At 63.2% G+C, this 18,581-nt stretch carries 21 protein-coding genes; 3 read left to right on the forward strand and 18 right to left on the reverse strand.

The genetic code is table 11. From position 1 onward, the window contains the following. Positions 1-29: 29 nt before the first annotated feature. Positions 30-818: an ABC transporter ATP-binding protein gene (locus HBA54_RS14360; RefSeq protein WP_322096040.1), complete on the forward strand. Its 789-nt coding sequence runs from the start codon at positions 30-32 to the stop codon at positions 816-818. Then, on the forward strand, positions 815-1,576 hold the full coding sequence (locus tag HBA54_RS14365; RefSeq protein ID WP_167225720.1) for an ABC transporter permease: 762 nt from the start codon (positions 815-817) through the stop codon (positions 1,574-1,576). Before HBA54_RS14360 ends, HBA54_RS14365 begins: the two co-directional genes overlap by 4 nt. Positions 1,577-1,682: 106 nt before the next feature. On the opposite strand, the gene HBA54_RS14370 is transcribed toward HBA54_RS14365, so the two are convergent. From HBA54_RS14370 to HBA54_RS14445, 16 genes are all read right to left on the reverse strand, one after another. Next, a complete protein-coding gene (locus tag HBA54_RS14370; protein WP_167225722.1) occupies positions 1,683-2,033 on the reverse strand; it encodes a hypothetical protein in 351 nt (116 codons plus the stop codon). Positions 2,034-2,220: 187 nt separating this feature from the next. Beyond that, positions 2,221-2,484, reverse strand: a complete 264-nt coding sequence (locus tag HBA54_RS14375) for a DUF1488 family protein (protein WP_167225931.1) — start codon at positions 2,482-2,484, stop codon at positions 2,221-2,223. 122 nt (positions 2,485-2,606) lie between these two features. Further along, positions 2,607-2,789: an FYDLN acid domain-containing protein gene (locus HBA54_RS29880; RefSeq protein ID WP_167225724.1), complete on the reverse strand. Its 183-nt coding sequence runs from the start codon at positions 2,787-2,789 to the stop codon at positions 2,607-2,609. A 323-nt stretch (positions 2,790-3,112) separates the two neighbouring features. Continuing rightward, complete coding sequence (locus tag HBA54_RS14385) at positions 3,113-3,424, reverse strand: hypothetical protein (RefSeq protein WP_167225726.1); 312 nt, start codon at positions 3,422-3,424, stop codon at positions 3,113-3,115. Positions 3,425-3,539: 115 nt separating this feature from the next. Further along, positions 3,540-4,124, reverse strand: coding sequence for a hypothetical protein (locus HBA54_RS14390; RefSeq protein ID WP_167225728.1), 585 nt, complete (start codon positions 4,122-4,124; stop codon positions 3,540-3,542). A gap of 616 nt (positions 4,125-4,740) precedes the next feature. Next, a complete protein-coding gene (locus tag HBA54_RS14395; RefSeq protein ID WP_167225730.1) occupies positions 4,741-5,439 on the reverse strand; it encodes an endonuclease III domain-containing protein in 699 nt (232 codons plus the stop codon). 106 nt (positions 5,440-5,545) lie between these two features. Beyond that, on the reverse strand, positions 5,546-5,806 hold the full coding sequence (locus HBA54_RS14400; protein WP_167225732.1) for a YdcH family protein: 261 nt from the start codon (positions 5,804-5,806) through the stop codon (positions 5,546-5,548). Positions 5,807-5,969: 163 nt separating this feature from the next. Beyond that, a complete protein-coding gene (locus HBA54_RS14405) occupies positions 5,970-7,058 on the reverse strand; it encodes a Gfo/Idh/MocA family protein (RefSeq protein WP_167225734.1) in 1,089 nt (362 codons plus the stop codon). Then, positions 7,055-8,419 carry an L-fucose/L-arabinose isomerase family protein gene (locus HBA54_RS14410; RefSeq protein WP_167225736.1) on the reverse strand — a complete coding sequence of 455 codons (1,365 nt, stop codon included), beginning with the start codon at positions 8,417-8,419 and terminating at the stop codon, positions 7,055-7,057. The genes HBA54_RS14405 and HBA54_RS14410 overlap by 4 nt, the downstream gene beginning before the upstream one ends. Next, a complete protein-coding gene (locus HBA54_RS14415; RefSeq protein ID WP_167225738.1) occupies positions 8,416-9,444 on the reverse strand; it encodes a tagatose 1,6-diphosphate aldolase in 1,029 nt (342 codons plus the stop codon). Before HBA54_RS14415 ends, HBA54_RS14410 begins: the two co-directional genes overlap by 4 nt. Next, complete coding sequence (locus HBA54_RS14420; RefSeq protein WP_167225740.1) at positions 9,441-10,337, reverse strand: PfkB family carbohydrate kinase; 897 nt, start codon at positions 10,335-10,337, stop codon at positions 9,441-9,443. Before HBA54_RS14420 ends, HBA54_RS14415 begins: the two co-directional genes overlap by 4 nt. Next, positions 10,334-11,254: a hydroxyacid dehydrogenase gene (locus HBA54_RS14425; protein WP_167225742.1), complete on the reverse strand. Its 921-nt coding sequence runs from the start codon at positions 11,252-11,254 to the stop codon at positions 10,334-10,336. The genes HBA54_RS14420 and HBA54_RS14425 overlap by 4 nt, the downstream gene beginning before the upstream one ends. A gap of 114 nt (positions 11,255-11,368) precedes the next feature. Beyond that, complete coding sequence (locus tag HBA54_RS14430) at positions 11,369-12,418, reverse strand: TRAP transporter substrate-binding protein (RefSeq protein ID WP_167225744.1); 1,050 nt, start codon at positions 12,416-12,418, stop codon at positions 11,369-11,371. 42 nt (positions 12,419-12,460) lie between these two features. Beyond that, complete coding sequence (locus HBA54_RS14435; protein WP_167225747.1) at positions 12,461-13,762, reverse strand: TRAP transporter large permease; 1,302 nt, start codon at positions 13,760-13,762, stop codon at positions 12,461-12,463. A gap of 4 nt (positions 13,763-13,766) precedes the next feature. Next, positions 13,767-14,399, reverse strand: coding sequence for a TRAP transporter small permease (locus HBA54_RS14440; RefSeq protein WP_167225749.1), 633 nt, complete (start codon positions 14,397-14,399; stop codon positions 13,767-13,769). Positions 14,400-14,463: 64 nt separating this feature from the next. Further along, entirely contained in the window at positions 14,464-15,180 is a 717-nt protein-coding gene (locus tag HBA54_RS14445; protein WP_167225751.1) for an SDR family NAD(P)-dependent oxidoreductase, read from the reverse strand. A 157-nt stretch (positions 15,181-15,337) separates the two neighbouring features. Between HBA54_RS14445 and HBA54_RS14450 the strand changes: the two genes are divergently transcribed. Beyond that, positions 15,338-16,378: a LacI family DNA-binding transcriptional regulator gene (locus HBA54_RS14450; RefSeq protein ID WP_167225753.1), complete on the forward strand. Its 1,041-nt coding sequence runs from the start codon at positions 15,338-15,340 to the stop codon at positions 16,376-16,378. A 45-nt stretch (positions 16,379-16,423) separates the two neighbouring features. On the opposite strand, the gene HBA54_RS14455 is transcribed toward HBA54_RS14450, so the two are convergent. Beyond that, the gene (locus HBA54_RS14455; protein ID WP_167225755.1) at positions 16,424-18,109 is read right to left on the reverse strand and encodes a Na/Pi cotransporter family protein; all 1,686 of its coding nucleotides are present in this window, start codon (positions 18,107-18,109) and stop codon (positions 16,424-16,426) included. Further along, on the reverse strand, positions 18,109-18,573 hold the full coding sequence (locus HBA54_RS14460; RefSeq protein ID WP_167225757.1) for a universal stress protein: 465 nt from the start codon (positions 18,571-18,573) through the stop codon (positions 18,109-18,111). Before HBA54_RS14460 ends, HBA54_RS14455 begins: the two co-directional genes overlap by 1 nt. Positions 18,574-18,581: the final 8 nt, after the last annotated feature.

Below are 18,581 nucleotides of genomic sequence, written 5' to 3' on the forward strand. Positions count from 1 at the left end.
GCAAAAAGCAAGAGAGTACCGATTCAAACGTGACCAGCTTTGTTGAGCTCGACCGGGTTACCATGACCTATGGCGGCGCCGGCAACGGAACGCCTGCGGTCGCCGAGGCGTCGTTGAAGATCGATCGCGGCGAGTTCGTCGCCATGGTCGGGCCCTCCGGCTGCGGGAAGTCCTCCATTCTGAAGATCGTCTCGGGATTGATGCCCATCGATTCCGGCGCCGCCCGGGTCGACGGCCAGGCCGTTAACGGGCCGCTGACCATGGTCGGCATGGCCTTCCAGAACGCAACCCTGCTGCCCTGGCGAACGACCCTGGAGAATGTCCTGCTGCCGCTCGAGGTCAGCAAGACCCACCGTCGCTCCTTCCGGCGCAAGAAGGCCGCGCACATTGCCGCCGCCCACGATCTGCTGAAAATCGTCGGGCTGGAAGGTTATGAGGGTCATGCCCCGCACGAGCTTTCCGGCGGCATGCAGCAACGTGCTTCGCTCTGCCGGGCGCTGATCCATGCCCCCGACCTCCTCCTGCTCGACGAACCCTTTGCGGCCCTGGACGCTTTCACCCGCGAAGAACTCTGGGGTGTTCTGCAGGAACTCTGGATGCGCAAGAAGTTCACGGTCGTCCTGGTCACCCACGACCTGCGCGAGGCCGTCTATCTCGCCGACCGTGTCTACGTCGTGAGCAAGCGGCCGGGACGCATTGTCTATGAGCGTCCGATCGCTTTGCCACGTCCGCGCACGTTGGAGTCCACCTTCGACGGGAATTTCGTCGACCTGGTACACGGGCTGCGCGACCATATCGGCGAGGTGCGGGCCGCATGATCTCCGCCATCAAGCTCGCGCCCTGGCTGGCCACCATCGGCCTTTTTGTAATCTGGGAACTGGCCTGCCGAGCCTTTGCCATCCCCGAGTTTATCCTGCCGGCGCCGAGCCAGGCCATAGCGGCGCTGATCGAGTATTGGCCGGCGATCTGGCAGAACGCTTTCTATACTTTCTGGGTCACGCTTTTCGGCTTCGGCCTGGCCGTCGTCTTCGGCCTGGCGCTGGGGCTCGTCACCGGCGCTTCCGCCCTGGTCTATGCGGCGGTCTATCCGATGCTGGTGGGCTTCAACAGCATCCCCAAGGTGGCGATCGTGCCCGTGCTGGTGGTCTGGTTCGGCATCGGAACGGTCCCCGCCGTGCTGACCGCCTTTACGATTTCCTTCTTTCCCATCGTGGTGAACGTTGCCACCGGGCTCGCGACCCTGGAGCCGGAGCTGAGGGACGTTCTGCGCTCTCTGGGCGCGCGTAAGATCGATATCCTGCTGAAGGTCGGCCTGCCCCGCTCGATGCCCTACTTCTTTGCCTCTCTCAAGGTGGCGGTCACCCTTGCCTTTGTCGGCACCGTCATCTCCGAGACCGTGGCCGGCAATGCCGGGATGGGTCATCTCATGCTGACCGCCTCCTCCAGCTTCCGGGTGCCGCTGGTCTTCGCCGGGCTTCTCGTCATCGCGGCAATGGGGGTCGGCATGTATGCGATCTTCGCGGTCATCGAACGGCGCTTCGTGGGCTGGGCCTTTCGTGGCGGCGAGGGCGTCTAAAAGCCGGTCAGACTTGTCGGGTTCGACAGTCTCGAGTCGTCGGCAAGCCGCTACGCCCAAGGTGTTATCCCGGGGCGTAGCGCTAGCTTAGGTTAGGATCTGCCTGCTAGAACTGGGCGGCCAACTCTGCCATGCAGGCGCTCGCTACCGAGCGATCCGGATCGCTTGAACCCGGCATGGTCGCCCAGCCGGCCTTCATGAGCATGTCGCTGCGCTTATAGCTGCTGGCTTCCTTTAGCAGGGCCATTGTCTCAACGACCTGCGGATCCTGTTGGGAATTCTGGACGCAGATCGGCACCAAGGCCGCAACGACCTGGAGCTTCGCCTGATCCGAGGCCATGCGATCGGCGGTACCGCCGGTCACCCATCCGCCCCATGAGAAGCCGACAATCGCCAGCGCGACCGCCCCGACCGCTGCACCATAAATTCCGGGTTTCAGCCATTCTGGAACATTCATGTGTGTTTCCTTTATTTAGGGAAACCCATTTTCCCTGTATTCCTCTCAGCATAGCGAAGCACACAGAAATAACACGTGCATTATTTATAAATATTTTTTCTGGAATTTTATTCTGCTTATATTACCTGATTATCTGCTTTTATTCTCATCTCTCAGAAAAATATTTACATTCCGGTCAAAAGGTTAGCTAAAAATCGGCCGCTGACAGAAGGCAAACTCCGTCGCGCGTTCTCGCATAAACCTTGCGGGCGGTGTCATAGATCCGGTCGCGCGCGGCATCGAATGCCTCCAGGTACACGGCTTCCAGGTCGCCGGCCAGGGGATCGGGCTTGCTGAGGGCATTCACCTCCACAAGGAACGAAACCTCCAAAGCACTGTCATATCCCCAAAAACGGATGACGTTTCTTCTCGCGTCATAGCTTCGGCTCTCGTTTGGAAAATTCAGCGTCATGATCGGATGTCCTGCGGAATGGGATCGAATACGACACACCTGTGTCTCAGACAGGTCGCCGGCCATGCGACGCAACATTGACTAATCGGGCCCACAAAGCCGGCCTGCAGGGATTCACCTGCTCAAGGGTATCGACGGTACGGCATGCCTCCCGTCTTCTTGGCCAGCCGTGTCCCTCTCGGCATTTTCGGGGCCGCCTGCTTTGCACCGCATTTCGGACAGTTCGCATCCTTTTTTCCCAGATCATAGTACTTGCAAGCACAATCCGGGCAGGCGTGCTTTCGCCCACGGTCTAGCCTATTCATGTTAGTCGGCTCCTTACTTCTCTCTGACAGCTTAATCGTCTGGCGACGGGTATCGGCACGGTAAGGCACCGACCTGATCCTCGCCCTGTCGGACACAACCTCCGAACTGAGAGTCTAGCGCCTGCTGACGGATGGACTGGACCTTGACGGCACACCACTCCGCCACGCATTCGTACTCTTACAGCGGGAACAGATCCGCTCGCCGGACCAAGTGCTTGAAAATGAACTCTTGCACCTGAGACATTGACGAACCTTGGGGGCGTCCTCGGGGGGAACATCCTCGGGCAGCCGAATGCGGGGTGTATCCGATGCCGGGGCGTAGGTCATGGGTCCTCCTTCGCACGCTCGCAGAGCCGGTTAAGATCGTCGAGCGCATGGTCGATGAGCGCCTTGCGACGCGGGTCCTGGGCCTCCGGCGTGCCGGCAAAGATCCGAATGAGGTACTGCGCCTTGGCTGCCGCCTCGGGCCAGGTCTCCGCCGGCGCGGCCAGAAGAAGTTTCTCGAGTTCTTCCTGACGCTGCCGCAGCGCAGTCTGGTCGGCGTGGAAATCATGCAGCCGCTGTCGGCGCGTCTCCGTCGCCTTTTGGGCGGCCATGCCGCGATGTTCGTCGAGGTCGACCGGATCGTCGTTCATCGTGTCCCAATCCCTCCTCTTCCAATTCTCACGCACACTTCCTTCACCGGGAGCCGCTCCGGGGTCCATAACGACCCGATCGGCCGCGCGGAGCGGCCTTGAATAGATGCGGGCGTCAAGGCAGAAAGCATCTGTCACCTTTCTTGCGATAAGGCCGATCGCAATCCCAATCGGCGCCGGAATAGTCGAGATGAGCGTTTTCCGGCACCCTCACGGCGATGCAAGCTTCCTCAACCGCCCGATGCCCGCGCTCGCAGGTCCAACCCGATCCGAAGGTCGACTCCGTCAGGTATCCGTTCGCCGGAACCTTGATGGCCACGCAGGCCGAGTCAGCCTCGCGGTAGCCCCGTTCGCACTGCCACCAGTCGCCGGAGGAATTCAGGAAGGCATTGCGCGGTACTGCGATTGCGGTACAGCGCTTATCGACCTCCTGATAGCCTCGGCGGCATTCCCAACCCTGTCCGTAAGACGTGTCGGTCGCATAGGCATTCGCGGGCAGCCTGACGGCCACGCAGGCGCCACCGACCTCCCGGTAACCTCGATCGCAGACCCATCCATTGCCATAGCTCTTGGCACTGGCATGAGCTGGTATCCCGGCAGCACTGCTCTGCGCAGAGACAGCACCGGGGACGGCCGCCAGCAGCACCGAAAGAATCAAGGAACGGATGGTCAAAACGGGCAATGGCCGCAGTCTGGGCATGCATCTTTTCCTTCTGACAGGGCCCTTTCACCGGCTCCTGTGGAGTACGCCGGCTGACCAACGTCACCCCTACCAACGTCGCCGGTGAGCCTATCCGTAGAGTTGCAATCCATTCGAACCGAACGGCAACGGCGGAGGGCGCGTGCCCTTTCGACCGCCGGCGGCACGAAGGTTAGGACTTAGAGGCCGGCGCAGCCGCTGCAGATGGCTTCTCGGGCTCTCCCGCAGGGCGCTTGGCCGCCGGCGCGTTTTGCGCCTTGGCGTCAGGGCCGAGTTTGTTCGGCGAGTCTTGTGCGGTGGAAAAATCCTTAAAGGACATTTGCAATGCCTTTCATCAAGGCGGCAATGATTTGCCACATCCCAATATATAGTTATCGCAAGGAAATTTACAATAGTTATTAAAGAAATATCTTATTATTACTCTATTCTTTGATAAAAACATGTTTTCACAGTGAATATAAATAAATAAATCGAGCAATATTATATGAATGATTATTTATTGTATAATTTGAGAATGCGTCTTGTCTGCAAATGAAGTCTCAAGGCAGCACATGCAAAGGCAGCCTCGGCCCAATTCTCCCGCTAAAAGTGGGGCGATCGAACTGCAGGCCGAACATCAGCGCGATTGCGTCGTGGCCTCGCAAATACTGTTCAGTGGACAGTTGCCGCAACACGGGAGCCCGTGGCTGCAGATCTGCTGACCCAGAACTTTCATGAGTTGGTGGTGAACGTCCATGTCCTCGGCACCCCACGCCGCCGGGAGATAGGGCAGGATGCGATCATAGGCCTCGCGCGCGTCGGCTCGCCGGCCGGCGAGCCCCAGACGCCGCAGAACACGCAGATGATGGGTGTCGATCACCAGGGCCTTCATCCGCAGGGTACTGAGATTCAGCGTTGCCGCCGCCGTCTTCCGGCCGACACCGGGCAGACGCTCCAGCCAGGCGAGCGCCTGATCCACACGCCAGTACTGAAGAAAATCGAGCGTCAAGGCGCCGCGCGCCTCGGTGATCATCCGAAGGGATGCCTTGATCCGCCCGGCTTTCACATCGGCAAAGGTTACCGCCGCTATCGTCTCATAAAGCGAGGCCTCCGGCGCATCGCGAACCTGCTCCCACGACGCGAAACGGTCCGCCAAGGCCTCGAAGGCCCCCAGCGAGACGGCCCCATAGGTGCGGCCGCCGACCAAGCCAAGCACCAACTGGCTCATCGGGTCGAGCAGCCGCCAGGGGCCCGGCCGGCCAAACCGCAGCCTTAGCCGTCGATGGATCTCCTCAAGAACCCGGTGCCGCCCGTCTATATCGAGGGCAAGTTGCATCGCCGGACAAATGTCGCGCAAGCATCAGAACAAATCAAGAACATTGATTCAACCCGGGGCGCGACGCCAAGTCACCGGTCGTTACAACAGACGACCGCTGGAATACTCAGATTGCGTGCACGACCTGGCGACCCTCGCCTGCGGTCCGCATTGCCTCCAGCAGGCGCTGGATCGCCTCCAATTCGTCTTTAATCGTCAACTTGCGACGCTTGAGCCGGCGCAACGTCGCCGTATCCGGCAGCGGCCGCTTCAATTCCGTCTCCAGCTTTTCTTCCAGGCTTCGATGGGTCAGCAACAAGGCCCGGAAACGGCTGGCAACACCTGAACCGGGATAGGTCTTCCTGCGCGGGCTCACACCTTGTGGCATTGTGTCTGATCTCCTCATCTGCCGACGGTAACAATCGTATGGCAGACAGTTGGGGGCATCCCAAAACGCGATCCAATCACCGATGGGATGGATTTTGATAGAAAACCTCTATCAAAATCCATCCCTGTTAACGGCAACCAGATAAGGCCAACACTGGCCGACCCTAGAGAGTGACGGGCCGGCCTTCGGCAATCGACTGCTCGGCGGCAGCGCCCATTGCGACGGCTTTCAGCCCATCCTCCAGGGTCACCTCCACCGGGCCATTGCCGAGCGCCGCCTCGCGAAACCGCAGATGCTGGAAGTAGGTCGATCCGTGATGATCGCCGGCCCGCAGCAGGGCTGGATCGACCGGCACGGCTTTGCGCTGCGGGTCAGCCGGGTCGCGCGGCGAGATTTCGATCATGGCCTCGCGTTCCGCACCGCCGCGCAGGCGCAGCGGACCGGGGATCGAGCAGGCAACGCGGCCCTGCTCACCCGTCGCCGTGATCTCCTCCTGAAACCAGGCACCCTCGGCAAACATGCAGAGCTCCAGCATCGCCCGGGCGCCCCCGGCAAAGTCGACCACGGCATAGGCATTGTCGAGGATGTCGGGCCGGCGCCCATTGTATAGCTCGTCCCGATGGTTCACATCCGCCCCACCTGAGGCAAAAACGCGAACCGGTTCGTCCTGCAGGACAAGGCGCATGAGGTCGAAGAAGTGACAGCACTTCTCGACCATGGTGCCGCCGGTATTGGCGTTGAAGCGGTTCCAGTCGCCGACCTTTTCAAGGAAGGGGTAACGGTGCTCGCGGATCGTCAACATACGCAGGCGTCCGGCAGTACCGCCGCGCAGTTCCTCCAACAGCGCGGCCACCGGCGGCATGTAGCGGTACTCCATCGCGACCCAGAGAGGCGCCGGCCAGGTCGCCGCAAGCGCCGCCAGTTGCCGGCCCTGCGCCGGATCGATCACCACCGGCTTTTCCACCAGCAAAGGGCGCGGTCGCCCCGCGAAAACCCGCTGCAGCACATCAAAGTGCGTGTGATTGGGACTGACCACGACGATCGCATCGATATCGTTGCGGGCAACCAGCGCATCGGCATCGCCCAGCAGCGCCGCGCCAGGTGCTGCCTGGGCATTCAGCGCCTGCTGGACCGGATCGGGATCGGCAATCGCTGTCACCGCCGAGCCGGGAATCAACGCCAGATTGGCGATATGCTCGCGCGCCATCATGCCGCCGCCGATGAGGCCGTAGCGCAGAGTCTCTGTCGTCATCGCGCTTCGTCGAGATCGAGCAGCGGCAGTGCGGCGGCGGCGGCGGCCGCTTCCACCCCCGCCTTCACGTCGCCGTAAACGACCGAGACGTGGTGTTCGAGCTGACCGTCGATCAGGGCCCGCCGCGCCGCCCCTGCCCCGCAATCGAAGCGGATCACGCCGGAAGTGCCGGTGAAGGACATCGGCCGGCGCAGGATTTCCCCGCGGCCGACGACCATCTTCAGCTCGGCGCGGGACTGGCTGATCCGCGCCACCGTCACCCGGCCGGGCTTCAGCGGAAACTCGTGCAGCAGGGGCATCTGACGGTTGGTATGGATGGTCGCGCGCGGCGCAAATTCCGGGTCGCAGAAATCGAGCGGCGCAAGGCCGCAGTGCCAGAGCACGGCGCTGTCGTCAGCCGCATCGAAGTCGACGACATCGGTCAGCATCGCCGGGCTGTCGGCTAGGTCCTGCAACAGGTGGGAACCCACGGTGCCCAGCATGTCGGCCTCGCAGGACGCCGGAATGCGCTCGCCGTTCAAGGTCGCCATGGCGCCGCAGACCGCGCAGCCGTAGTCGGTGAAGGTTTCGGGCCAGCAGCGCACGGCAAAACCATCGAGTTTTTGGCTGTCGGCCATATCGCGCAGCGCCGTGTAGCAGCGCAGCGAGCGTTCGACCTGCTCGGCATCCAATGTCGCCACACCCTCAAGACGTTCGGCCGCCTCGGCCTGCAGCCTGCCGATACGTTGGCTGTCCGCTGCCTTGGCCGCGCCGAAGAGAGTTGTCAGATCGATACGCTCCACATCGACCCCGAAGCGCGTCTTCAACTCCGCTTCGTCGAAGGCGCAGGTATCGAAACCGGCGGGATGCTCGCCCACCAGGCCGACACGGCAGGCAAAAGACCGCGCCGCGCCCGGCCTTGCCGGCCGGCTGGCCGGCGCGGCGTCTTCCGACGCGAAAAGCGCGGCAAGATCCGGCGGTGTCGTGGCCGGCGCGTGCAGCCATCCGCAGCGCCGGTCGATCTTGCCCAGGGCGTGGGCGGCCAGGCTGAGGCCGCAGAAGGAATTCAGCCTTAGGCGGCCACCGTCGCGCGGTTCCGGAAAAGCCCAGATGGCAAGGGGCGCCGCCAGAGTCTTGCCGATCGCCGCCGTCATCGCGGCATCACAGAAGGTCGCCTGGATAATGAGCGTGCCATCCAGTTGCTGGGTGGCCAGGGTCGCCAGCCGCTCTTCGACCATCGCCGCATCCATCAGCAGCGTCGCGTCACCCAGAACGTCGGCGCCGCTGACCCTGAGCGAGGCAACGGCCGCCTCGGCAGTCTGCGCCGCCAGTTCGACGTCGAAGGTCGGGCGCGCCAGGCAGAAAACCGCGATGCGCATCATAGCCTGCCTTCCAGGTCGGGGTAGTCGCCCTGCATCCATTCGCTGTCCCAGCCCTCGGGCCGCGCATCATCGAACCAGTTGGTCCAGGGCTGCGCCTTGGCATCCGCAAAGGCATTCAACTCGGCCATATAGGCGGCGGCGGGCCCCTGCAGTTCGGCGGCCATGCGGTCCATATCCGGGAAATGCTGGAAGGCGTCCCACCAGATCGCCCGGCCGGCCAGGAAGCCGCTCGCCCCTGCCTCAAAGGCATAGTGCAGCACATTGCGGAAGGCCGCCTGGGTGGCGCCCGCCGAGAGCATCACCCAGGGCCGTCCGGCAAGGCGCCCCATCTCCTCAAAGAGCGCCGCGGTCTCGCGGTCGCCCGGTGGCGGCACTTCCTTTGCCGGGATCGGGCTTTCCAGCTTGAAGACATCGACGCCATAGTCCGGCGCCGCCATCACCTCGACCGTCTTCAGCACATGATCGGCGCGTTTGCCGGCCTGCTCCACATAGTCCTTGGTCTGCCCGGCATCGCCGGCCAGGGGGTAGAGCAGCATCTCCAGCAGAAAGGCGATGTCGTAGCGCGCGCAGGCCTCGCCCACCCGCTTGGTGAAGTCCAGCTGCGCCTGGCGCGAGGCCGCGTCCTGTTCCGGATGATACCAGGTCAACACTTTTACCGAGTCTGCGCCGGCACGCTTGATCTTGGAGACCGACCAATCATCGATTCCCTTCGACAGCCGCCCGTCCGCGCCTTCGCCAAAGACTGAGTCTTCCAGCGTCACCACAAGACCATGGTGGGGCAAGAGCAGCGACATCGCATCGCAGAGCGCATAGGTCGGATCGGCCAGCACGGCAGAAGCCTGAGGCGCCAGGGCCTCCATCAAGGCCCGCTTCACCGCACGCACATCGCCATAGCGGGATTGATCTTCGCCCCGCGCCGCCGCCGTTTTTGTCTTGATCGGCGGGCGCTGGTCTACGGCCAGCATCTTGAACCGGCCAGCCTCGTCGGCCATGCGTCTGAAGCCCCAGAACTTGCCGGGCGTCATGGTCTGCTCTCCATTATCTGCTCTACCTCTGATCTTGTCGGAAAAGCGTCCAACCCACTTGGCTGCGACACCTTGAGCGCCGCGGCGGCGCTGGCAAAACGCAAGGCCTCGGGAAAGGACAGACCCTCGGCAAGGCCAAGGGCTGCCGCCCCGTGAAATACATCGCCGGCCCCCAGGGTATCGACGGCCCGGACCGGCACGGCAGGCACGTGTCCATTGCAGCCGGCGGCAATCCAGAAGGCACCCTCGGGCCCCGCGGTGACGGCGAATGCGACAGACGGATAGCGCTTTGCCACATCTTCCAGGGCGGCACGGCGATGCTCCCCGCCAGCCAGATCGAACAACGCGCCTTCGCTGAAGATCACGTGGCTGGCCAGCGGAATCATGTCGGCCGCCTGTTCCGGCGCCAGGTCATAGTCCAGCACCGCCGGCAGGCCGGCTTTGGTGGCGGTGGCCAAGCCCAGACGAGCGGCCTCCGGCCACCGCAGGTCACACATCACCGCCGCAGCGCCGGCAAAGCAGGACGCCTTCGGCGTGCCCTCAAAAAGCGCCGGGTCTTTGTGATTGACCAGCATGCGTTCGCCCTGCGGATCGACAAAAACAGCGGAGGTCGAGGTCACGCCGCTGGCCGGTGTCTGCAGACCGGAGCAGTCGACGCCTGCATCATCAAGCACGGCCCGCAAGCGTTGGCCGGCGGTGTCCTTGGCAACGCGGCTGACCAGGCGCGCGGCGCCGCCCAGACGCGCGACGGCCATGGCCGCATTGGCAGCAATTCCGCCGGCGACCTCCCGGCGCGATATCGCCGCGTACTTGCTGGCCGCGTGCGGTAAGACCGCAACCTCGAAAACCTCGTCCAGCACCACGATGCCGACACAAACCACCAATGCCGTCACGCCAGAGCCTCCAACACCGCATCGGCGATCATCGCGCTGACCCTTTCGTTCGATTCCGCGGTAACCCCGGCAATATGCGGTGTGAGGATCAGGTTGGGCACCCCCTGGAACGCGCGAGCAGCTTCTGCATCCAAGGGTTCCACGGCAAAAACGTCGAGCGCCGCACCGCCCAGCCGCCCGGCCTTCAGCGCCTCGGCAAGGGCGGCCTCGTCGACGATACCGCCGCGCGCCGTGTTGATCAGGATGGCATCGCGTTTCATCCGGCCGAGCGCATCGGCATCGAACAGCCCGCGCGTGGCATCGGTCAAGGGGACGTGCAGGCTGAGGATATCGGCTGCCGCCAGCAGCGCGTCAAAGGGCAACAGCGTGGCTTCCGCCGCCTCCGTCACCATCGGATCGTGCGCGATGATCGTCATGCCGAGCGCCCGGGCGCGCCGCGCCGTACGCTGCGCAATATCACCGAACCCCAGCAACCCCAGGGTTCGGCCGGCCATCTCACCACCCTGACAGGCGTCGCGCGGCCATTCGCCGGCTTGCACCGCCTCGGTGGCAAAGAAGGCGCCGCCGCGCAACATCTGCAGCGCCGCGGCGATGACATACTCGGCCACGGCATCGGCATTGGCGCCCCTGGCCGGGTGCACAGCCACCCCACGCGCTTTACAGGCCGCCATATCGATATTGTCGAGGCCGACGCCCAGCCGCCCGACCACTTCCAACGCAGGCGCCTGATCGAGCAGTTCAGCGGTCACCTGGGTACGATTGCGGACGACCAGTGCCCGGGCCCCGGCAAGCGCCGACTGCAAAGCCTCAGGCTGGTCGACAAGGCCAGGGTCATAGGTCGTCGGATGGACCTGCGACAAACGGGCAACCGCCGGCTCATCCATAAACTCCGAAACAACAACAGTCGGCGGCGCCATACCCGTTCCCGGTAGTCAAAAAAAGTCTGATAGGGTTCTCCGGGCAGAGGGTCCGGGGCCTGATTTGGCACCCGAACCCCCACCGGCAATTCTGGTCTTTTCAGTCTTAGGCGCCTACTGGGCCGCGGCAGAGAATTCCGCATCCAGCGAAGCCTGGCAGTCATTCACGGCACCCTGTGCCGCATCGATCCATTCCCGCCCGAAGTTGGTCTCATACCAGTCCCAGACCGGCTTGGCCGACGATTGGAAAGCGGCTTTCTCTGCCGCCGTCGGCGTGTAAATCGTGCCACCGGCATCGGTGAAAGTCTTGAAAGCATCGACCGCCTTGCGCTTGGGAAGCACCCGGGCCGTCATCTTCAATTCCTGGAAGCCGTCATAGACGATGCGCTTCTGCTCGTCGGGCAGGCCCTGGAAAACGTCTTCGTTCATCCACCACAAGGCGCCCATGTAGGCATGGCCGTCGAGGGAGATGTACTTCAGGTGATCCTGGAACTGCATATTCACGATGTCGGTGATGCCGTTCTTGGTGCCCTCGACCACGCCGGTTCCCAAAGAGGTATAAACCTCCGGCCAGGCAATCGGCGTCGGGGAGCCGCCCATGGCCTTCACCAGTTCGATCTGAATGTCGGCGCCGATGGTGCGCAACTTCAGGCCTTTCACATCATCCGGACTTTTCACCTGCTTGGTGGTGGTGGCAATGTTGCGCCAGCCGCCGGTGTTGGAAACCGCCATCAAGCGCGCCGCGCCGACATCCTCCAACACGGCCTGCCGCAGCTTTGCGGTCAGCGGTCCGTCAAAGACGCACTCGGCCACACGGTCGTTGGGGAAGAGATAGGGCAGATCGAGGAACTGGGCTTCCGGGTACCAGCCGGCCAGACCACCGTTGGTCGTGATGTAGATATCCAGGCGCCCGTCGAGCAAGGCTTCGGAACACTCGTCGGCATTCGAGCAGAAGCGGCCGTTGGGATAGATCTCCACCGCCAGGGCACCGTTGGAGGTGGCCTCCACATAGTTCTTCAGCACCAGGGAGCCGTCGAAGTCCTCGTCGTCTTCGGACCCCAGAAAGGCGATTTTCAGGGTGGTTTCGGCGGCCATGGCACCGCTTGCCCCCGCCGTCAGGGCGATTGCGGCGGCCCCCGCCGCCAGTGTCTTCCAGATGCTCATCGTTTCCTCCTTGTCGATATTATCGTTGAACGAAGCCGCGCCTCAGTAAAGGCCCATGGCGCGGGGCAGAAAGAGGACCAGATCCTCAAAGAAGGTGATCAGGAAGATCACCGCGGCTTCCACCGCGAGGAAGGGCAGAATCGCCTTGGCGATAGCCTCGACCCGCTCGCGCGAAATGGATGACGCGACAAACAGCACAAGCCCCATTGGTGGCGTGGCCAGGCCGACCGTCACGTTGACGCACATGATGATGGCGAAGTGGACCGGGTCGAGCCCGATGTGCTCGACGAAGACCTTGGAGAGGATCGGCCCGAGAATAAGGATCGCCGGCCCGGCATCCAGAAACATGCCGACGACGAAGAGCATCAGATTGACCAGGATCAGCAGCAGGTAGCGGTTGTCGGTCAGCGACAGCACGAAGTCGGCCAGCATCTGGGCGGCGCCGACCTGGTCGGCCACCCAGGAGAACGATTTCGACGCCCCGATCAGCATGAGAATGATGCCCGAGGCGACGGCAGCCCGGTAAAAGGTCGCCGGCAGGTCGCCGAACTTGAGAGCGCGGATGACGAAGACAGAGACGATTAGCGCATAGAAGGCGGCGACACCGGCCGCCTCCGTCGGCGTGAAGAAACCGGTCAGGATGCCGCCCAGCAGAATGATAGGAGTCAGCAGCGGCCAGAAAGTCTCCCGCCCGGCGGTCACCACCTCGCGGGCGGAGGCGCGCTTGTTGGCCACGGGGAAGTCGTACTTGATCGCCAGCCGCCAGGTGACGAACATCAGGCCGCCGCCGATCATCAGGCCCGGCACGATACCGCCTGCGAAGAGCGCGGCCGGGCTGACCCCCATGATGAAGGCGTAGATGATCATGATGCCCGACGGCGGAATGATCGGGCCGATCACGCTGGAGGCCGCGGTCACCGCCGCCGCAAAGCGCCGGGTGTAACCCTGTTTTTCCATCGCCGGGATCAGCATGGAGCCCAGCGCCGAGGTGTCGGCGACGGCGGACCCGGAGAGGCCGGCAAACAGCATCGAGCTCAGGATGTTCACCTGGGCGAGGCCGCCGCGCAGGTGACCGATCAGCGACTGGCTGAAACGCACCAGCCGCTCGGTGATACCGCCGGCATTCATCAGCTCGCCCGCCAGGATGAACATGGGCAGAGCCATTAGCGGCACCGAAGACATGCCGGAGAAAACCTGGCTGAGCAGCGAGTTCAGGTCCCGCGGATCGAACTCGCGGCCAAGGTCGTTGGCGACCACGATACCCGATGCCCCCAACAGGCCGAAGATGACGGGAACGGAGAGCGCGAGCGCGGCGAGGAAGAGCCAAAGAAAAGCTGTCTGCATCGGCCTACTCGCCCCGATTGGCGGCGGCGTCTTCGAACGAGCGCACCGGACGCACCAGGCGGTTGTCGGGGTCGAAGAGGCCGATGACGTAACGCAGCAGCATCTCGACGTTGACGGCGACCATCAGCGTGATGCAGGCCGGCAGAACCATAAAAACGTAGCGCCACTCCAGGCCCAGCACCGGAATTTTCATGCGCGCCTTGAAGGGCCGGATGGAGTTCAGGTCGAGGCCGAAGATAGCGTCGAGCAGCAACGTCATCGTATCCCACTTCAGGCCGACCTTGCGCAGGGAAAGGTCAAGCGCAATCAGCAACAGCCCGAGGATCAGAACGTGCAGCAGCAGCGAATGAAGCGGCCGCAGAACCTTCGGCAAGGCATCGTGCAACATGTCCAGCGCAACGTTGGCGGCACGGCGGTAGGCGATGGGCGCGACCAGAAAGGCGAGAGAAGGCAGCAGGATCAGCATGACCTTCTCGGTCCAGGCCGCACTGAAGCCCGTCAACCTGGCCGCGACGGTCCAGATCACCGTTATCAGCATCGCCACGATCACAACCGTGATCAGCGGACGCAGCGCGGCTTCAACGGCAAGATTGATTCGGCGCAGCAGGGCAACGGCCTGTGAAAGCACTGTAACCATTCCACTCCTCCCGTCCTGGCCCGCGCTTCTATGGCACGGCGCCCTCGGCCTATCAGGCAGCCTATCAGGTCATCACCTGGCCGCCATCGACATTGATGCATTGCCCGGTGATGTAGCTGGCATCCTCGCTCAAGAGGAAGCGTATCACCGTGGCAACTTCCATCGGCGCGCCGAAGCGGCCGAGTGGGATCTCCTGCAGCAGGAAATCCCGCCGCCGTTCGATTACTTTCTCCGGCATCCGGGTAAGAATGATCCCGGGTGCAAGGGCGTTCACTGTGGCACGCTGGCGAAACCGCCGTGCCAGCGAGCGGGTGATCCCGACCAGCCCGGCCTTGGCGGCTGAATAGGCCACGCTGTCGATCGCGCCGCGGCGAAACGCCAGGGACGACGTGAAGACGATACGGCCCATGGCATCGCCCGGCAGGCGCTCGTCCATTGCCGTGGCGAAGTCGTAGGCATTGCGCAGATTGTTGGCGATGGTGCGGTCCCAGACCGCCGGGTCGTCACCGAGATCGGGATCGTCCTCCATCGTGCCGGCCAGATGTACGAAACCATGGATCGGGCCGTCAGCCGGCTTCAGCGCCAGCCTGGCTGCGGCAGCGTCATCCGCCGGATGCACACTGGCGCTGGCCCCGAGTTCTTCGGCAAAGGCCAGAACGTCGCTGTCTTCCCGGTCGATCAGATGAAGCCGGCACCCGTTTTCGGCAAGCAGCCGGGAGAGCGCCCGGCCGATGCCGCCGGCGGCTCCGGTAATCGCGACGGTTCCTTCCAGCGCTGTCATCGATCAGCCGTTTCCGATTGTTCGGGAGCCCCCCTCAAACAGACGCTCACTTTCTCAATAAGTAATCGATTACATAAAGTGGTTCTTGCTGCAAGGATGAATCTGGCTGTATCCTTGATATTCACGGTATGTTTTCCAGGTTTCATAAAGATCCCAGATGAAAATACGTAAGCGATTACAAAATCCCGGAGGACGCGCCAGCGTCACCGACGTTGCCGCGGCGGCGCGGGTCTCCACGGCAACCGTATCGCGGGTTCTCAACAAAGCGGCCACTGTGAAGCCGCAGACCCGCAAGGCCGTGGAGGAGGCGATTACCGCCCTGGGCTACATTCCCAGCGGGGCGGCCCGTTCGCTGTCGAGCCGATCCAGCAGGATTATCGGGGCCATCATTCCCTCGATCGACAACTCGATTTTCGCCGCCGGCGTCGAGGCGCTGCAGGCCCACCTCGGCGCGCGCGGCTATCACCTGCTGATCGGCTCCAGCAACTACGATCCGGAAGAGGAATACCAGGTCTGCCGCAGCTTTCTGGAGCAGCATGCCGCCGGTATCATCATGATGGGGGAAACCCACACGCGGAGCTGTCTGGAGCTGCTGGAGCGTTACGACACCCCTTTCGTGAACACCGGCGTCTACGCGGCGGAACACCCGCACCACTGCGTCGGCTTCGACAACGCCAAGGTTGCGGCCACGGCCGTGCGCCACCTGCTGCAGCTGGGCCATCGGCGCTTCGCGATGATCGCCGGCATCACGGCGAACAACGACCGGGCGATCGGGCGGCTGCGCGGGGTCCGCGAGGAACTGGCCCGTGGCGGATTGGATCTGCCTGACGACCGGGTGCTGGAGCGGCGCTATGACATTGCCGAGAGCCGGGCCGCCTTTCGCGCCTTGATGGGCCAACCGGAACCGCCGACGGCGGTGATCTGCGGCAACGACGTTCAGGGCTTCGGGGCCATCCTGGAAGCCCAGCATGCCGGGATCCGCATTCCCGATCAGGTATCGGTGGTCGGCTTCGACGATCTGGTGCTGTCACGCCATCTGAAACCCTCCCTCACCACCATCCGCGTGCCGACCCAGGAAATGTGGTGCCGCGCCGCCGACATGCTTTTCGCCCGCCTGAACGGGACCGACACGCCGCGCGCGGTAGAGATCGAAACCTCGCTGATCCTGAGAGAATCGACCGGCCCGGCACCGAAATAAATTACAAAGATTGCCGTTGACCACAGAGTCCGATGCAGGCCGGCGTCAGTCTCCCGCCGCGATCGCGTCTGCCAGATGAAGTTCGCTGCGGGCGATCCGGCGGGCGATCTTGAAGACGCCGTCGAGGATCTCCAGCAACTCGACTTCCCGCACATAGCCATGCACACCCGGGCCCTTGCCGGCCGGCAGTTGGAGAAAGCTGTCACGCTCTATGGCCCGCGCAATCTGCGACACCCCGCGCTTCATGCCCCGGACCCCGGCCGCCGCGTTGCGATCATGGGTCATGACGGCGGCCAGGGCGCCGGAAAGCGCGCGCGCCACCTCGGCATAGAATGTGTTTATATGTTCAATGGAATCGGCGCGGATCGTCGCGCGCTCGTCGATCCGCTTGCGCGCCGAGGTAACGATGTCCGAGGCAACGCGGTCGGCGACATGTTCCAGATCGTTGGCGATCTCCACCAGTTGCATCAGGATGCGCGCCTGCTCGGCGGAGAGCGAGGTGAGGGAAACACGGCCGAGATAGGCGATGATCGCGCGATGCAACTCGTCCACCGGCCTGTCGAGGGCCTCCAGATCATCGAGTTCCCGGCGGCTTTCGCCCAGGGCCGCAGACTGCGAACGCAATAACATATCGTGCACATAGTCCCCCATCCGGCCGATCTCATGGCGTGCGTTCTGCAAGGCGATCGCCGGCGTCGAGAGAAGATTGTCATCCAGGAACTTGGGCGTCAGCGGCGCCTCGTCCGAGAGCGGCCGATCCGGCACCATCCATTCCACGAGGCGGGCGATCTGGGGCGTAAAGCCGATGAAAATCAGAGTGTTCGCGACGTTGAAGATGGTATGGGCATTGGCGATCTGACGGGGCGCCTCGGCGTTGGCGCCGGCGGCTCCGAGTACTTGGGCGCCAGGCGATATCGAGCGCACCAAGTCCGCCAGCTCGCCGATCAAGCCGATCCAGATCAGAACCCCGGCAACGTTGAACAGCACATGAACCAATGCCGCCCGCACCGCCTCGCGCGGTTTGCCGATTACCGCCAGTCCGGCGGTGGCACAGGTGCCGATGTTGGCCCCCAGCGCCACGGCAATCGCGGTCTCCAGACCGATCAGGTTTTGCCCCGCAAGGACGATGACGATGCCCGTGGTCGCGGCGGAGGATTGTATGACCGCCGTGAAAGCCGCACCGACCAGCGCGGCGGCCAGCGGGTGCGACAGGGTGGCGATGAAATCGATGAAAGGCTCGTAGGAGCGTAGAGGCGCCATGGCGGTACTCATCACGCCCATGCCGAAGAACACCAACCCCATGCCAAGAACGATGCGGCCGTACTCACGCCAGTTCTCGGCCCGCGAGAGGAAGGAAAGCAGAAACCCCGCCGTGATCATCGGCAGCGCGAAGCGTGTCACATTGAAGGCCAGGATCTGTGCCGTCACCGTGCTGCCGATATTGGCCCCCATGATGACGCTGACGCTCTGGGCCATCGACATCAGGCCGGCGGAGATGAAGCCGACGAGGATCACTGTCGTGACCGAGGAGGAATTGACCATACCGGTGACCAGCGCCCCCATGCCGACGCCGACAATGCGGTTGCGCGTGAACTTGCCCAGCAACTCCTTCATGTGATCGCCGGCCGCCCGCTTGAGCGCCCTGGTCATCAGGTCCATACCGAAGAGGAAAAGCGCCAGCCCCCCGAACAGGCCGGTCCAGAGGTCGAAATGATTGAGACCGGTCCCCATCACACCACGCCCGCTTCCGGTGCCTTGACGACCACCACCGGTACCGGCGCGGTCTGTGCAATCCGTTCGGCAACCGACCCAAGCAGAATATGGGGAAGCCCGGTCCGCCCACGGTTGCCAACCACGATCATGGATGCGCCGATGGACTTGGCCATCTCCACCGTGCGCCCGGCGGGCAGGCCCGAAACCAGGCGCACTTCGGCAGACTGCAGTTTGGCTTGATCAGGATTGGCCGCTCTGACCTCGGCCAGAAACTCCTCCATCATTTGTTCGGCCACCTCCGCCATGGGACGAAGCCATTCCTCCTCGACCGCACGGTAAAACCCGGGGCTGGAGGCTGGATCATGAACGACATGCAGCACGACGAGCGCCAGATCCGCCAACGCCGCCTGTCCCGCTGCCCAGGTCAGCGCCGCCCGCGAATCCGACGAGAAATCAACGGCACAAAGGATGGGGCCGGTCATGGAATTCC

It is taken from the genome of Pelagibius litoralis, from assembly GCF_011683915.1.
Lineage (GTDB): Bacteria > Pseudomonadota > Alphaproteobacteria > Kiloniellales > Kiloniellaceae > Pelagibius > Pelagibius litoralis.

Bases quoted from the DNA above. Each gene is read 5' to 3' on its own strand.
- HBA54_RS14365 (WP_167225720.1), top strand. From the start codon at position 815: ATGATCTCCGCCATCAAGCTCGCGCCCTGGCTGGCCACCATCGGCCTT.
- HBA54_RS14370 (WP_167225722.1), bottom strand. From the start codon at position 2,033: ATGAATGTTCCAGAATGGCTGAAACCCGGAATTTATGGTGCAGCGGTC.
- HBA54_RS14375 (WP_167225931.1), bottom strand. From the start codon at position 2,484: ATGACGCTGAATTTTCCAAACGAGAGCCGAAGCTATGACGCGAGAAGA.
- HBA54_RS29880 (WP_167225724.1), bottom strand. From the start codon at position 2,789: ATGAATAGGCTAGACCGTGGGCGAAAGCACGCCTGCCCGGATTGTGCT.
- HBA54_RS14385 (WP_167225726.1), bottom strand. From the start codon at position 3,424: ATGAACGACGATCCGGTCGACCTCGACGAACATCGCGGCATGGCCGCC.
- HBA54_RS14390 (WP_167225728.1), bottom strand. From the start codon at position 4,124: ATGCCCAGACTGCGGCCATTGCCCGTTTTGACCATCCGTTCCTTGATT.
- HBA54_RS14395 (WP_167225730.1), bottom strand. From the start codon at position 5,439: ATGCAACTTGCCCTCGATATAGACGGGCGGCACCGGGTTCTTGAGGAG.
- HBA54_RS14400 (WP_167225732.1), bottom strand. From the start codon at position 5,806: ATGCCACAAGGTGTGAGCCCGCGCAGGAAGACCTATCCCGGTTCAGGT.
- HBA54_RS14405 (WP_167225734.1), bottom strand. From the start codon at position 7,058: ATGACGACAGAGACTCTGCGCTACGGCCTCATCGGCGGCGGCATGATG.
- HBA54_RS14410 (WP_167225736.1), bottom strand. From the start codon at position 8,419: ATGATGCGCATCGCGGTTTTCTGCCTGGCGCGCCCGACCTTCGACGTC.
- HBA54_RS14415 (WP_167225738.1), bottom strand. From the start codon at position 9,444: ATGACGCCCGGCAAGTTCTGGGGCTTCAGACGCATGGCCGACGAGGCT.
- HBA54_RS14425 (WP_167225742.1), bottom strand. From the start codon at position 11,254: ATGGCGCCGCCGACTGTTGTTGTTTCGGAGTTTATGGATGAGCCGGCG.
- HBA54_RS14430 (WP_167225744.1), bottom strand. From the start codon at position 12,418: ATGAGCATCTGGAAGACACTGGCGGCGGGGGCCGCCGCAATCGCCCTG.
- HBA54_RS14435 (WP_167225747.1), bottom strand. From the start codon at position 13,762: ATGCAGACAGCTTTTCTTTGGCTCTTCCTCGCCGCGCTCGCGCTCTCC.
- HBA54_RS14440 (WP_167225749.1), bottom strand. From the start codon at position 14,399: ATGGTTACAGTGCTTTCACAGGCCGTTGCCCTGCTGCGCCGAATCAAT.
- HBA54_RS14445 (WP_167225751.1), bottom strand. From the start codon at position 15,180: ATGACAGCGCTGGAAGGAACCGTCGCGATTACCGGAGCCGCCGGCGGC.
- HBA54_RS14450 (WP_167225753.1), top strand. From the start codon at position 15,338: ATGAAAATACGTAAGCGATTACAAAATCCCGGAGGACGCGCCAGCGTC.
- HBA54_RS14455 (WP_167225755.1), bottom strand. From the start codon at position 18,109: ATGGGGACCGGTCTCAATCATTTCGACCTCTGGACCGGCCTGTTCGGG.
- HBA54_RS14460 (WP_167225757.1), bottom strand. From the start codon at position 18,573: ATGACCGGCCCCATCCTTTGTGCCGTTGATTTCTCGTCGGATTCGCGG.